Annotated in this window: 13 protein-coding genes and 2 tRNA genes; 11 read left to right on the top strand and 4 right to left on the bottom strand. The window is 67.1% G+C overall.

Going from position 1 to position 13442, the window contains the following annotated elements:
* Positions 1-386 precede the first annotated feature (386 nt).
* Positions 387-887, bottom strand: coding sequence for a hypothetical protein (locus tag IEQ11_RS03265; protein WP_191821760.1), 501 nt, complete (start codon positions 885-887; stop codon positions 387-389).
* On the bottom strand, positions 884-1450 hold the full coding sequence (locus IEQ11_RS03260) for an RNA polymerase sigma factor (protein WP_036109036.1): 567 nt from the start codon (positions 1448-1450) through the stop codon (positions 884-886). The genes IEQ11_RS03265 and IEQ11_RS03260 overlap by 4 nt, the downstream gene beginning before the upstream one ends.
* Before the next feature lie 242 nt (positions 1451-1692).
* On the opposite strand from IEQ11_RS03260, the gene IEQ11_RS03255 reads away from it, so the two are divergent.
* Entirely contained in the window at positions 1693-2016 is a 324-nt protein-coding gene (locus IEQ11_RS03255) for a DUF6249 domain-containing protein (RefSeq protein WP_096412679.1), read from the top strand.
* A 101-nt stretch (positions 2017-2117) separates the two neighbouring features.
* Positions 2118-3164: a polysaccharide deacetylase family protein gene (locus IEQ11_RS03250; protein ID WP_191821759.1), complete on the top strand. Its 1047-nt coding sequence runs from the start codon at positions 2118-2120 to the stop codon at positions 3162-3164.
* A 37-nt stretch (positions 3165-3201) separates the two neighbouring features.
* On the opposite strand, the gene IEQ11_RS03245 is transcribed toward IEQ11_RS03250, so the two are convergent.
* Positions 3202-3636: an Lrp/AsnC family transcriptional regulator gene (locus IEQ11_RS03245; protein ID WP_191821758.1), complete on the bottom strand. Its 435-nt coding sequence runs from the start codon at positions 3634-3636 to the stop codon at positions 3202-3204.
* A gap of 129 nt (positions 3637-3765) precedes the next feature.
* On the opposite strand from IEQ11_RS03245, the gene IEQ11_RS03240 reads away from it, so the two are divergent.
* The 8 genes from IEQ11_RS03240 (at position 3766) to IEQ11_RS03205 (ending at position 10349) form a co-directional block, all read left to right on the top strand.
* Complete coding sequence (locus IEQ11_RS03240) at positions 3766-4128, top strand: antibiotic biosynthesis monooxygenase family protein (protein ID WP_036109047.1); 363 nt, start codon at positions 3766-3768, stop codon at positions 4126-4128.
* A 178-nt stretch (positions 4129-4306) separates the two neighbouring features.
* The gene (locus IEQ11_RS03235) at positions 4307-4870 is read left to right on the top strand and encodes a cysteine hydrolase family protein (protein ID WP_191821757.1); all 564 of its coding nucleotides are present in this window, start codon (positions 4307-4309) and stop codon (positions 4868-4870) included.
* Between the two features lie 1028 nt (positions 4871-5898).
* Positions 5899-5967: transfer RNA gene (locus IEQ11_RS03230), tRNA-OTHER, on the top strand.
* Position 5968: 1 nt separating this feature from the next.
* A tRNA-Ser gene (locus IEQ11_RS03225) sits at positions 5969-6037 on the top strand.
* 425 nt (positions 6038-6462) lie between these two features.
* Entirely contained in the window at positions 6463-7593 is a 1131-nt protein-coding gene (locus tag IEQ11_RS03220; protein WP_191821756.1) for a slipin family protein, read from the top strand.
* A gap of 139 nt (positions 7594-7732) precedes the next feature.
* On the top strand, positions 7733-8620 hold the full coding sequence (locus IEQ11_RS03215; RefSeq protein WP_191821755.1) for a hypothetical protein: 888 nt from the start codon (positions 7733-7735) through the stop codon (positions 8618-8620).
* Complete coding sequence (locus tag IEQ11_RS03210) at positions 8617-9837, top strand: RtcB family protein (RefSeq protein ID WP_191821754.1); 1221 nt, start codon at positions 8617-8619, stop codon at positions 9835-9837. Before IEQ11_RS03215 ends, IEQ11_RS03210 begins: the two co-directional genes overlap by 4 nt.
* Positions 9838-10064: 227 nt before the next feature.
* Positions 10065-10349, top strand: a complete 285-nt coding sequence (locus IEQ11_RS03205; RefSeq protein WP_046659980.1) for a hypothetical protein — start codon at positions 10065-10067, stop codon at positions 10347-10349.
* A 160-nt stretch (positions 10350-10509) separates the two neighbouring features.
* Here the strand turns inward: IEQ11_RS03205 and IEQ11_RS03200 are convergent, their stop codons facing one another.
* A complete protein-coding gene (locus IEQ11_RS03200) occupies positions 10510-11421 on the bottom strand; it encodes a DMT family transporter (RefSeq protein WP_191821753.1) in 912 nt (303 codons plus the stop codon).
* A gap of 329 nt (positions 11422-11750) precedes the next feature.
* Here IEQ11_RS03200 and IEQ11_RS03195 point away from each other — a divergent pair, with 329 nt between their 5' ends.
* A complete protein-coding gene (locus tag IEQ11_RS03195) occupies positions 11751-13172 on the top strand; it encodes an aminotransferase-like domain-containing protein (protein WP_191821752.1) in 1422 nt (473 codons plus the stop codon).
* The last annotated feature ends 270 nt before the right edge of the window (positions 13173-13442 follow it).

Genomic DNA, 13442 nt, shown 5'->3' with positions numbered 1-13442 from the left:
CGGCGAACTGCGCACCCCGTCGCTATACCGAAATACAAGTGGTTTTCTCGCCGCTCCACGCGCGTTCGCGAACGCGCGCGCGTCCTGTGCGAGCGCCTTATCGCGTTGCGCGCGCGTGTGCGAAGCGCGCGGCTGTTCACGCGCGACGCGCGCGCGGTGCTTGTCGCGGTTCGTGCGTCGCGGTTCGTGTGTCGGGGCTTGCGCGGCGGATCAGGCGGCGCGCGCGGCGCGGCGCGGCGAACGCGCGACAGCCGTCGCACGCGGCGATCGAGGCGATCGAACCGCGCGCGAGGCGTCTGGATGGAAGAGCCGGAACGTCCGGCCGTATCGGGCTTACGGGCCCGCGGGCCCGCGGCGATCAGTCAAGGCGATGCGGACCGCGGACCTCAGGCCGCCTGTCCGCCGCGGCCGCGATCCAGGCCGGTCATGCGCGCCAGCCCGTCCCAGCCCCAGGTCACCGCGCAGCAGGCGGCCACCACCGGGCCCCACGACCACATCCCGCGCGGCAACTCCTGCAGCAGCGCCGGCGCCCAGCCGGCACTGCTCGACCAGGCGAAGAACAGGCCGAGCACGACCAGCCCGCCGAGCAACAACTGCTGCAGATAGCGTTCGACCCGGTCGTTGCCGGCGGCGACGGCCTGGGCGCGGCGCGCGACCTGTTCGGCGAAACCGAACGGGATCGGCTCCATCACCGGCGCGCGCAACGCGCGGGTCAGCAGGCGGTACTGGGCCAGGCGCGGATCGTCGGCGGCCATCGGCGCGCCGGCGCGTTCCTCGCGCTGGGCGCGCTCCTGCAACTGCCATTCGCGTTCCATGCGCGGGTCGTCGAAGCCCGGCGCGGTGGCGCGGTCGCTGGCGTTCTTGTCGTCGAAGGTCTTGCGGTTCATGCGAATTCTCCCAGCCGGGCTTCCAGGCGCTGACGCAGTCGCGCGCGGGTTCGGAACAGGTGGCTCTTGATCGTACCCTCGGCCAGGCCGGTCATGGCGGCGATCTCGCCGATGGGCACTTCTTCCAGGTGATACAGGGTCAGCAGCGTGCGCTGCAACGGCGGCAGGGCCTCGATCTCGGCATGCAGGCCGGCGGCGACTTCCTCGTCGGCGCAGGCCGCCTCCAGGTCGAAGCCGTCGCTGACCATGTCCAGCGGCGACAACGCGTCCTCGTCGTCGGCCACTTCCACGATCGGAATGCGCTTGCGTTCCAGATGGCGCTTGGCCACCGAGTAGGCGACCTGGCCGATCCAGGACTTGAGCGCGCTTTCGTGGCGGTACTGGTGCAGGCACTGGTGAACGCGCAGGAACGCCTCCTGACACAGTTCGCGGGTGTCGTCGGGGTGGCGGACCATGCGCTGGATGATGTGCCAGCACAGCCCTTGGTACTCGCGGACCAGGCGCTCGAAAGCGCCCGGCGTCTGGGCGAGCACGGCAGCAACCAGGCTGCGGTCGTCGTTCATGGTGTAGGACCGGTCATCGCACTGAGGATGCAGCGGAGGCGAAACCGGTTGCAGTGGCGCTCGCACCCGCGTGCGAATGATACCTGTCACCCCTTCCCGGCCCTGGCCGGCGCCGGGCCGGGGTCGCGGCGGCCCGGGAACGCCCCGGCCCCTGGTCCCGGCGGCCCCGGCAACGGGCTGCAACCGATCGCCGCGGCCCCGTATCCATTGCACCGAGACCCGAACCCACCGAGACTGCCGCCATGCCTGAGATCCTTGTCCCCATCACCCTGTTCGTCTGCATCGTGTTCGCGATCAAGATCGTCGTCGACGCGCGTTTCCGCAGCAAATTGCTCGCCACCGGCGGCGCCGAAGAGCTGTTGCGCTCGATGGCCCGCGACGAAGACATCCGCCGCCGCCATGGCGCCCTGCGCTGGGGCATCGTCATGGTCCTGCTCGCGGTCGGCTTCGGCATCATCGAAGGCACCGGCTGGAACGATGCGACGCCCGGCACGATCGCGGTGCTGCTCGGCGCGGTCGGGCTCGGCAATCTGGCCTACTACTTCATCTCGCGCAAGTTGGACTGACGTCGCAACTCCACGCCTTGCGCGCCCGATCCGGGCCGCAAGGCGGTTTGCAGGCGGCGCGCAGGCGGCGATGATCGCCGCTTCCCGTCCCGGAACCGCGCATGCGCCCGTCCGCCTCGCTCCCTCGCCTGCCCGGCCGCCTGTTGGCGCCGCTGCTGGCCTCCGTGTTGCTCGCCGCGCAGCCACTGGGCGCCGCGATCGCCAGTCCCAACGCCGACCCGAAAACCAACGCGAACGCCGAGCCTGAGAAGGCCACGCCCGATCGCCGCATCGTCATGACGATCGACGATCTGCCCTGGGTGCAGTTGCCCGGCATCAGCACCGCGCAGGCCCTGCCCGGCCATCGCCGGCTGATCGCGGCGATCAAGCGCGCCGGCATTCCCGTGATCGGCTTCGTCAACGAAGGCAAACTCGAACACGACGGCCAGCTGCAGCCCGAACGCCTGGCGATGCTCAGCGACTGGCTCGACGCCGGCGCCACCCTGGGCAATCACACCTACGCTCACGCCGACCTGCACGCGGTCGGTCTGCCGGCGTATCAGGACGACATCCTGCGCGGCGAACGGCAGCTGCGACCGCTGCTGCAGGCGCGCGGCCAACAACCGCACTGGTTCCGCCATCCCTATCTGCGCGCCGGACGCAGCGCGCAGGACAAGGCCGCGCTGGAGCGCTTTCTGAGCGAGCACGATTACCGCATCGCGCCGGTCACGGTCGACAACTCCGACTGGATCTGGGCGGGCGCCTACCTGCATGCGGCCGACGCCAAGGACGCTGCCAAACTCAAGGCCCGGCTGCGCCGCGAATACGTCGCCTACATGGGCGCGAAACTCGATTACTACGAACAGCAGTCGATCGACCTGCTCGGCTACAACCTGCCGCAGACCTGGCTGATCCACGCCAACCTGCTCAACGCCGACGCCTACGGCGACCTGGTCAAGATGGTGCACAAGCGCGGCTACCGCTTCATCGGCCTGGACGAAGCCATGCGCGACCCGGCCTACCGACGCGCCGACGCCTACACCGGTCCGGCCGGACCGAGCTGGATTCACCGCTGGGCGATCGGCGAGAAGAAACCGACGAGTTTCTTCGGCGATGAACCCGAAGTGCCGGCCTGGGTGATGAAGCTGGCCGATCTCGAATCCGAATAACCGCGCCGCGCGTCGTGCCGGCGCGGGCCAGCCGCGATTACAAGCGATCCAGCGCCGTGCGCAGCACCGGAATCGTGGTCACATCGTCCACGCCCTTCATCGCCGCGACCTTCTCGCGCAGGTCGGCCAGCTCGCTGGGCGTGCGCGTTTCCACCAGCACCATCAGGTCGGTCTCGCCGGCCACGCTGTGGACCAGCCGCACCTGGGTCAGCTCGACCAGCAATGGCACCACGTCGTCGCAGCTGAAACCCTCGCCATAGCGCAGCAGCAACCAGGCCCGCAGCGGATCGCCGCCGCTGCCCAGCCGCACCGTGTACTGCGCGATCACTCCGCCGGCTTCCAGCCGCTGCAACCGCTCCTGCACGGTGCTGCGCGACAGCGCCACCGCCTTGGCCAGCGCCACCGTCGACAGCCGCGCGTTGTCCTGCAGCAGCGCGATCAGCTTGCGGTCGACATCGTCCAGGGTCTTCATCGGCGGCGGCTCCGGTTGCGCGGCGCGAGCGGATGCCCGGCGGCGCCGGGCGAGACCGGCATTGTGCCGGGTTGAGACCGGCGCGGGCGAACCCGCACAGTGCCCGTGGTTTCCCGATCCGGCCCGCCGATGTCCGCTTCCGCCTTCGCCGATCTGCCCGCCCCGCCGTATTACGCGGTGATCTTCTCCTCGCAACGCAGCGCGCATGACGAGGCCGGCTACCAGCAAGCCGCGACGCGCATGGTCGAACTGGTGCGCCAGCAACCCGGGTTCCTGGGTTTCGAATCGACCCGCGGCGCCGACGGCTTCGGCATCACCGTCGCCTACTTCGACAGCGAACACGCCATCCGCGCCTGGCGCGAGCACGCCGAGCACACGGTCGCGCGCGACCTGGGCCACCGGCGTTGGTACCAACGCTTCGAGCAGCGCGTGGCGATCGTGCAGCGCGCCTATGGCGGGCCGCGAAGTGCGCGGGCGGACGCCGAAGACTGAGGCCGCTATTCGATGCGCCACAGGCGCGATGGTCCCTCTGATCTACCGAGTCTGAGCATTAGCGCCGCTCCTTGCCGACGCCTCTTCAATCGCACGACCTTCGGCCATCGACCTCGGACCGACGTCGCCACCTCGGCTCCACCCACCCCACCCTAGTCAACGCAGCAGGCAACGACCCATGATCGATCCGCAACGCACCGCCCTGATTCCCATCGACGTACAACGCGGCTTCGACTATCCGCCGTGGGGCCCGCGCAACAATCCGCTGATGGAAGCCAACGGCCAACGCCTGCTGCAACTCTGGCGCGCGAAGGGCCTGCCGCTGATCCACGTACGTCACGACTCCATCATCGAGGCCTCGACCCTGCATCCCTCGCACCCGGGCAATGCGTTCCGCCCCGGCTTCGAGCCGCTCGCCGGCGAGGCGGTTGTCGGCAAATCGGTCAACGCCGCCTTCATCGGCACCGACCTGGATCTGCGCCTGCGTCGCCGCGGCATCGACACGCTCGTGCTGTTCGGCATCAGCACCGACATGTGCGTATCGACCACCGCGCGCGTCGCCAGCAACCTGGGCTATCGCACGCTGGTGATCGCCGATGCGTGCTTCTGTTTCGATCTGGTCGACGCCGATGGCTCGGTGATCGCGGCCGACGCGGTGAGCCGCGCGCATCTGGCCACGTTGCGCGCGGAGTTCGCCGAAGTGATGAATGTCGATGAGATCGTCGCGATGATCGGAGTTTGACAGCACCGTTGCGATCCACGGGATCGACGGCACCGTGGCACTGCGGCACCGCCGCACCATCGCCGCCCGAAACCCCGACGCCTTTGCGCGCTTGTCTCCCTCTCCCGCTTGCGGGAGAGGGCCGGGGTGAGGGCAACGAGCCGAAGCCCCCCAAGCACGTCATTCCCGCGAACGCGGGAATCCAGAGACTTTCGTGCGGCCACGACAAAGCCACTGGATTCCCGCGTTCGCGGGAATGACGATCTGGAAGGTTAGACCTGCACCGAAACTATCGTCGCAGTCTGTCGCTCTGTGTCGCTGCCTGTCGGTGTCAGTATCGATGTCGACGCAATCGTTGTCGTGGATACATGCATCGATACCCAAGCCCAAACACTCCACCCCTTCCCATTCACGACAAATCAACTCACCCATCCCCAAACAAAACCACTCACAACACGACGAACGGTCTTGCATATCGATTTTCCCGCGCGTATTGTTCGCGCCCATCGTCCTAGCGACTTCAGCGAACCGACCGCCTTCCATGCATTTCAACGCCTACATCGCCAAGCAGAACGCCACCGGGCCCGCGCGCCTGGGCATGCGCGACTGCGCGCGGTCGAAGCGCGGTCGCATCAACGTTCTGCACCTGCCGGACTGACTCCCTTTGCCACGGGAGATCGGTCGCCCCGATCTCCCGAGGAACGCGAACGCCCTCGGTTCACCACCGGGGGCGTTTTCGTTTCAGCGCTCGCAAAGGAATCGTCGTAACCCCTTAAAAACAAGGCATACGCACAAGGCCCCGAAGCATCGCAGTCGCAGGGGTTAAGCCGTCGAGGCGCGTGTAGCGCTGTACCCCGGTGCTTCGGTACGGGCGGTGCGTGCGTGTGACAACGAACGGGCGCATGCGCCCAACCCATTGCCGTGTGGCGACACACGGCAATACGCAGCATCCGATGAAACGCACTACAGCGGTACGGGTTCGCATCCCGTCCGGTGCGCGCGGCGTTGCCGTGGCGTATGCCGAAGTGCGTGGATGGGTGCTGCTTCCCGGTAAGGTAGCTCAGCAGGTAGAGCGGCGACGCGTGCGCAGGTCGTCGGTTCGAATCCGACCCTTACGAATTGGATATAGCTCAGTCGGTAGAGCGCAGCTTGATGCTGTGGCCGCGGGTTCGATTCCCGTTATCCCAAACTGCCTTCCAGCAGTTCGTACGGAACGAAAGTTCCAACCCAGGAAACGCCCCGCGCGGTGTTTCGCCAGGCGTCGCTCAGACAGGACGCGCAACGGACACCGCAGCGACGGCATCGCCGGACCCACGCCCGCAAGGCGCAGGAACGGCGCGGCGAACGCATCGCGACAAGGAACGTCACGATGCCCGGCCGCACCGGCTCCGCGCACAGCGCGCGCGGGTTCCGCGATGACGGCGTCAGGGGCGTTTCCAACTTATTCCGTTCACCGTTCGCGCGGCGAATCAAGCCCAGGTTGCGTACGCATCGCGTGCGCGACGATGTACCGCTGCGCCTTCGCGCAACGCCACCGGCGCCACCGCGACAACCGATTCGGTCGCGACGGCCATCACCACGGATCGGACCACCGGAACCTCAGGGAGATCGTCATGTTCTGGATCAAGAAGGTCGTGGTCGGCGATGCCGAGCGCGTCCTGGTATACCGCAACCGCCGCATCGAGCGCGTGCTCGGCCCCGGCGTCCACCGCATCGGCGACTTCAAGCGCGAGCTCGAACTGTCGATGCACTCGATCGTCAACGCCGAATACAGCGGCCGCGACGCCGAGGCCTTGATCGCCGGTCTCGGCCCGCGTTTGCAGAGCCACTTCGTGCTGGCCGACCTGGGCATGCAGGAGATCGGTTTGATGCTGCGCAACGGCCGCGTCGCCGATGTGCTGCCGCCGGGCACCCGCCGTCTGTACTGGAAAGGACTGGCCGAGATCGCCATCCACACGGTCGCCCTGAGCGACGGTCTGGAAGTCGAGCGCGACCTCGCCAATGCATTGCGTCAGCTCAGCTACCTCGACAAGGTCGCGGTCGCCGGCGTGGTCCCGACCCAGTCGGCCGGCCTGTTGTTCGTCGACGGCAAGTTCGTGCGTCGTCTCGAGCCGGGCGCCTACGCGTTCTGGAACGTGCGCAAGAACGTCGCGGTCGAAGTGATCGAATTGCGCGTGCAGTCGATGGAGGTCTCGGGCCAGGAATTATTGACCCGCGACAAGGTGTCGTTGCGCGTGAACCTGGCCGCCAGCCTGCGCGTGTCCGACCCGGTCGCCGCGCGCACCCAGGTCGCGAAGTACCTCGATCATGTCTATCGCGAGTTGCAGTACGGCCTGCGCAAGGCGGTCTCGGCCAAGACCCTGGACGAACTGCTCGGCGACAAGGCGTCGCTCGACGCCGACATCTTCGGCTACGTGCGCGGCCAGGCCTCGCAGGTCGGCGTGGAGGTGCTGGGTGTCGGCGTCAAGGACGTGATCCTGCCGGGCGAGATGAAGGAGATCCTCAACGGCGTGGTGCAGGCGGAGAAGACCGCGCAAGCCAACGTGATCCGCCGTCGCGAAGAGGCCAACGCCACCCGCAGCCTGCTCAATACCGCCAAGCTGATCGAGGAAAGTCCGGTGCTGATGCGGCTGAAGGAACTCGAGGCCTTGGAAAAGATCACCGAGAAAATCGACAAGTTGACCGTGTTCGGCGGTCTGGAGGGAGTCATGAAGCAATTGGTCAGCCTGAAGGGCAACGGCTGAACGCAGGACCGGACGGCGTCGCCGTCTGGATTTCGATAGCGCGTCGGCCGTAAGCGAAAACGCGAAGGCCGCTCCGGTGGAGCGGCCGATATGTCGCGCCGGACAACCGGCGTGACGCTATCTGTCGGAAAAAATTTGTATGCGTAACGATATGTACAAGGTAATCGTCGAACGGCCACGGCGCGGCGGCGGCAATACGCCGCGCGCACGTCCGCCGCGCGATCTTGACGACCATCCGAGCCACGAAGCGATGAAGTACCGCTATGGCAATCGCAAATGGCTCAACGAAAACTTGCGCCCCCTGCAACGCTATCTGCAAGGCCAGGTCGGGCGGCGCTGGGATTTCGTCTACTCGGAACTGTGCGCTCGCGTGGATCGGCGCAATACCGTGCAACAGCACATCCACCTGCACCTCGAGGATTTCGTCGCGATGCAGGTGTTCGATATCAAAGGAACGAGGTATGTGATGCAGAACTGGCGCGGTCTGCAACCGCTGGCCGAAGCCCGACACGAGCTGTACGTGGACCCGGACAATGGTTGCCTGATGCGCAACGAAGCGGCGATCCGCCTGAAGATCGAACGCCATCGCGAGCATCGCCTGGCGGTGCATGCGCGCCAGGCCGAATGGGAACCGGGCGTACGCAAGCTGGACGCCACCACCCAACTGCGCCGGATCGATGGCATCTGGTATCGGATCGAATTGATGCCGATGCCCGAGCCGTCGGTCTCTCCCGGTCCGCAACGCAGGCCGCGCACGCTGCCCAGAACCGACGTCTACGACGCGGTAACGCATTGCCTGGCCAAGAACTGCGCCAGCGCGCGCTGGCGCATGTACGGCACCAGCGCGGTCTATGCCCATCGAAAGCTGCAGCTCAGCCAATCCGAATTGAACGAACACCGATTGAAGAACGACACCAGCGCCGATTCGTACGTCGAGACCTCCGGTCGCGACACCCGGCGCCGGCGTTCGCACAAATACCGCGCGCCGATACGAAACGACGCGCGTCGCAAGGACTATTCATCATGAACACTTCAAGTTACGAACTATTGCACGCCGAACAAGGCTCGGTACCGGTCAAGGCCTGGGTCCGCGGCGTGCCGGTGGACGAAGGCGCGCGGCGGCAGCTGCGCAACATCGCCGCCCTGCCGCATGTCGGGCCGTGGGTCGCGGTGATGCCCGACGTCCACCTGGGCAAGGGCGCGACCGTCGGCTCGGTCGTGCCCACCCGCGGCGCGATCATCCCGGCCGCGGTCGGCGTCGATCTCGGCTGCGGCATGGCCGCGGTGCGGACCACGCTGCGGGCCGAGCAATTGCCCGACAGCCTGGCCGCGTTGCGGTCGGCGATCGAGCGGGTGGTCCCGGTCGGCAACGGCCGCGGCGGCGAGCACCGCAAGCGTCCGGACCGTATCGACACCCGCCTGGCCCAGTCCGGACTGGCCGCGCAGCTGGACCGCATCCACGACAAACACCGCAAGCTGCGCACCGACAAGTTCGACAAGCAGATGGGCACGCTCGGCGGCGGCAACCACTTCATCGAAGTGTGTCTGGATGAAGCCGGTTTCGTCTGGGTGATGCTGCACTCGGGTTCGCGCGGCACCGGCAACCTGATCGGCAGCTACTTCATCGAGCTGGCCCGGCGCGAACTGGAAAAGCGCGTGCTCGGCTTCCACGTCCCGGACCGCGACCTGGCTTTCTTTCTGGAAGGCGAGCCGCTGTTCGACGACTACGTCGAAGCGGTGTCGTGGGCGCAGGACTACGCCCGCCACAACCGCGAAGCGATGATGGAACGGGTGCTGCACGCGATACGCGCGCAGTTGCCCAAGTTCCAGTTGGAGAAGACCGCGGTCAACTGCCACCACAACTACGTGCAGCGCGAGGAACATTTCGGCGAATCGTTGTGGGTCACCCGCAAGGGCGCGGTCAGCGCTCGCGCGGGTGAGCTCGGCATCATCCCCGGCAGCATGGGCGCGCGCAGCTACATCGTGCGCGGCAAGGGCAACGCGGACAGCTTCCACAGCTGCAGCCACGGCGCCGGCCGGGTGCTCAGCCGCACCCAGGCGCGGCAGCAGATCACCCTCAAGCAACACCGCGAGGCGACCGCCCACGTGGAATGCCGCAAGGACGCGGCGGTCATCGACGAATCGCCGGCGGCGTACAAGCCGATCGAGGCGGTGATGGCCGCGCAGGCCGATCTGGTCGAGGTGGTCCACACCCTGCGTCAGGTGGTCTGCATCAAGGGTTGAAGCGCGCATCGTCGCGCTTGCCACGCCGCCTTCGGGCGGCGTTTTTTTTGGCCGCGATGGGCGGGCCTCTCCGCCTTTTGGCGGAGACGTCGAGGTGGAGTGAATTTCGAACGCGCGTTTGCGACATTGCTCGCGCTTTGTCTGTGCGCTGGCGACTTTTCGTAACCCCTTTGGAACGCAAAACCGATATCGTCCTAATGCAAGCGCAACGCCAACGGACTTCGCTCATGAGCTATCGCCATCTCGACAGGCTGTCTTCTGAGCGCACCGAACCAGAGTGCGAACCCTGCCTGTCGGCCGCCGCGGCGGCGGCCGCGATCTCGCATCGCACCCGCGAACTGGCGATCACCTACGGCATCGGCGCGCGCCTGCATCACGGCGAACGGCACTGGGACGATATCCGCGAGGAACTCGCGCGCGGCTGGGATCGGCTGCGCGGCAACGACCGGGTGCCGTGGCAGAACGTCGAAGGCGATGTCGAAGGCGCGTGGCGCTTGGTGCTGGCCGACTGAACCTCGCGCATCGCCGCCGCGGCGACGCGTTAAATTCCCCGCCGGCGCGTCCCTGCGCCGAACGAGCAGAACAGACGTCTGCTGATCCACGCGATTGCGCGAATCGGGTCGAGTAAATCGTGGATCGCGATGATGGGCATCGCGACCGCGAGCGGCGCGATCAGGCGCTGACAGCCAGCGGGCGGCGACGCCATTGCCATTTCAGGTTAACCCCGAGCGTGCCGAGCACGATCAGCGCCACGCCCACGCTCTGCACCGGCGCCAGCGTGCGTCCGTAGACGAGGTAGTCGAGCAGCAGCGCGATCACCGGGTAGATGAAGGCCAGCACGGCGATGGTCGCGACCTGCAGCCGCGGATAGGACGAATAGAACAGCACGTAGCACACGCCGCTGTGGATCAGGCCCAGACCGGCCAGCCAGAACCAGTGACTGCCCGGCGTCCACACCGCCGCGTAGTCGGCGAACGGCGCGAGCATCACCACCCCGACCAGGCATTGGATCAGCACCACCGCGAACGGCCGCTCGCGGCTGATCCGGCGCGACAGCAGCAAGGACGCGCCGCACAGGATCGCCGCGACGAAGGTCAGGCCGACGCCGATCAGATAGCCGCTGCCGGCGCTGTTCCACAGCTTGAACGGGTCGGCCGAACACAGCACGCCGACGAAGGCGATCGCGGTCCAGCCCAGGTCGGCGGCGCGGGTGCGCTCGCCGTAGAACATCGCCGCCATGCCCAGGATCACGAACGGAAAGAAGTGGTAGACCATCGTCGCCACGCCGATCGACGAACGCGCCATCCCGGCGAACAGCGCGACCCAGTTCAGCACCAGCAACACGCCGCTGACGATCGCCGAGCGGATCAGCGCGCGCTCGCCGAGCAGTCCGCGGAACAGTCCGCGCGCCGAGCCCCACACGATCAGGAACGCGCAGCCGAAGATGCAGCGGAACAGCACCGCGGTGATCGCGTTCTGTCCGCTCTCGTGGACGAACACGCCGACCGAGCCGATCAGCAGTTCGGCGATCAGCAGCTGGATCAGGGCGGTGCGCGACTCGGCGGGGGTGGCGCTGGGGCTCATGGCGGTCGAAGCGCGGGACGCTTCGCGGGAAGTGGGAAGCTCAGGTTAGGGGCCTGCCGCGGACCGATACAGATTCAGTTAGGATGGATTTTGACCGGTACAGTTTCATTCCCCAGCCGCCGCACAGTCCCCTCTCCCGCGTGCGGGAGAGGGCTAGGGTGAGGGCAGCAAGGCCGAGGTCGATCCGGCATCGCTTATCGCAGTGTGTGAAGCGCTGACTCGGATTGCAGTTACGCCGCTGCGCCGGGCCCCTCACCTTAACCCCTCTCCCGCACGCGGGAGAGGGGCTTTCCATCGCTCGTGTTGCATCGCCACCACCGGAACACGCCATGACCCACGACCTGCTCTACGAACGCCTCGCCGATCGCATGCGCCGCCAGATCCAGCGCGGCGTGCTGCGCGCGGGCGAGCGCCTGCCCTCGCTGCGCCGGCTCGGGCGCGATCAACGCATCAGTCTGGCGACCGCGGTCGAGGCCTATCAGCAACTCGAACGCGAAGGCCTGATCGAGGCGCGACCGCGTTCGGGCTATTACGTGCGCGCCGCGCCGACCGCGCCGTCGCGCGGATCGCGCGCGCGTCACCTGTCGCGCACGCCGATGCCGGTGCGTAATCCGGCGTTGCTCGGCGTGCTCGACGTGCAGTCGCGACGCGACCTGGTCCCGCTGCACACCGCGACCCCGGCCTCCTCGCTGCTGCCGACCGCCGCGCTGGCCGCCTCGGTCGCGCGCGCGATGCGCCGCGATCCGCAAACCGCGCTCAGCTACACCGTTCCGCAAGGTTTACCGCAACTGCGCGAACGCATCGCCGAGCGCTACGCGCAATGCGGCGCCGAGATCGATCCGGACGAAGTCATCATCACCGCTGGCGCGATGGAAGCGATCAGCCTGACCCTGCGCACCGTGACCCGCCCGGGCGACATCGTGATCCTGGAAACGCCGACCTATCACGGCCTGCTGCAAGCGGTGGCCGCGCACGGCCTGCGCGTGCTGGAACTGCCGAACCACCCCGGCCGTGGCATCGACCCGGCGCAGCTGCGCGAATTGCTCGAACGCCACGCGGTGCGCGCGGCCTTGCTGGTGCCGAGCTTCAACAACCCGCTCGGCAGCCTGACCGGCGACGAGGCCAAGCGCGAAATCGTCGCCGCCTGCGCCGCGCACGGCACGGTGGTGATCGAAGACGACCTGTACGGCGAACTGGCGTATTCGGGCGAGCGTCCGCCGCCGCTGCGCCGTTACGACGACGGCGAGCACGTGGTCACCTGCAGTTCGTATTCCAAAACGCTGGCACCGGGCCTGCGGGTGGGCTGGATGCTCGGCGGACGACGGCGTTCGGAGTTACTTCGCACCAAGAGTTTTTCGACCGTGGCCACAGCGACCTTGCCGCAGATGGCCTTGATCGATTTCTTCGCCCGCCACGACATCGAGCGCGGTTTGCGCCGGCTGCGTCGCGCGCTGGCGGGCAACGCGCAGGCCTATAGGCAGGCGGTGCTCGATCACTGGCCCGAGGGCAGTTGCGTGTCGGAACCTGCCGGCGGCATGACCCTGTGGGTCGAACTGCCGCCCGAGATCGATGGGCAGGCCTTGTTCGAGGCCGCGCTGGCAAAGGGCGTGGGCATTCTGCCGGGGCATCTGTTCTCCAACCGCGGCGACTACACCCATCACGTGCGCCTGGGCTGCGGGCATGTGTGGGACAAGACGACCGAGTCGGCGCTGCGCACGGTGGGTGAGGTGGCCAAGCGGTTGCAGGGTTGATAGCGATGGCGGTGGCGCGATTCGGCGGTTCGCGCGTCGGTTCGGATGTGAATCGCGAGGCTTTCGTCTTCGCGGGATGACGAAAGCAAAAGCAAATCCCCCACGTCCGCTTCGCGGCCGTTCGCCCCCTTTGTCAAAGGGGGCAACAGCAAAGGCCGCGACGATTGGAGCGAAGTCGCACGCAGCAAAAAGGCCGCGCAAGGCGGCCTTTTTCGTGAACTTTTACCTCGCAGCGAATCTAAAACCGATTCCCGATTCCCGATTCCCGAT

The sequence above is a fragment of the Lysobacter capsici genome (assembly GCF_014779555.2).
GTDB classification, from domain to species: Bacteria; Pseudomonadota; Gammaproteobacteria; order Xanthomonadales; family Xanthomonadaceae; genus Lysobacter; species Lysobacter capsici.
The sequence above is the reverse complement of the archived record's forward strand: the minus strand, read 5'-3'. Positions and strand labels throughout refer to the sequence as shown.

Excerpts from the sequence above, each read along its gene's own strand:
- IEQ11_RS03265 (WP_191821760.1), bottom strand. The coding sequence starts at position 887 with ATGAACCGCAAGACCTTCGACGACAAGAACGCCAGCGACCGCGCCACC.
- IEQ11_RS03260 (WP_036109036.1), bottom strand. The coding sequence starts at position 1,450 with ATGAACGACGACCGCAGCCTGGTTGCTGCCGTGCTCGCCCAGACGCCG.
- IEQ11_RS03255 (WP_096412679.1), top strand. The coding sequence starts at position 1,693 with ATGCCTGAGATCCTTGTCCCCATCACCCTGTTCGTCTGCATCGTGTTC.
- IEQ11_RS03250 (WP_191821759.1), top strand. The coding sequence starts at position 2,118 with ATGCGCCCGTCCGCCTCGCTCCCTCGCCTGCCCGGCCGCCTGTTGGCG.
- IEQ11_RS03245 (WP_191821758.1), bottom strand. The coding sequence starts at position 3,636 with ATGAAGACCCTGGACGATGTCGACCGCAAGCTGATCGCGCTGCTGCAG.
- IEQ11_RS03240 (WP_036109047.1), top strand. The coding sequence starts at position 3,766 with ATGTCCGCTTCCGCCTTCGCCGATCTGCCCGCCCCGCCGTATTACGCG.
- IEQ11_RS03235 (WP_191821757.1), top strand. The coding sequence starts at position 4,307 with ATGATCGATCCGCAACGCACCGCCCTGATTCCCATCGACGTACAACGC.
- IEQ11_RS03220 (WP_191821756.1), top strand. The coding sequence starts at position 6,463 with ATGTTCTGGATCAAGAAGGTCGTGGTCGGCGATGCCGAGCGCGTCCTG.
- IEQ11_RS03215 (WP_191821755.1), top strand. The coding sequence starts at position 7,733 with ATGCGTAACGATATGTACAAGGTAATCGTCGAACGGCCACGGCGCGGC.
- IEQ11_RS03210 (WP_191821754.1), top strand. The coding sequence starts at position 8,617 with ATGAACACTTCAAGTTACGAACTATTGCACGCCGAACAAGGCTCGGTA.
- IEQ11_RS03205 (WP_046659980.1), top strand. The coding sequence starts at position 10,065 with ATGAGCTATCGCCATCTCGACAGGCTGTCTTCTGAGCGCACCGAACCA.
- IEQ11_RS03200 (WP_191821753.1), bottom strand. The coding sequence starts at position 11,421 with ATGAGCCCCAGCGCCACCCCCGCCGAGTCGCGCACCGCCCTGATCCAG.
- IEQ11_RS03195 (WP_191821752.1), top strand. The coding sequence starts at position 11,751 with ATGACCCACGACCTGCTCTACGAACGCCTCGCCGATCGCATGCGCCGC.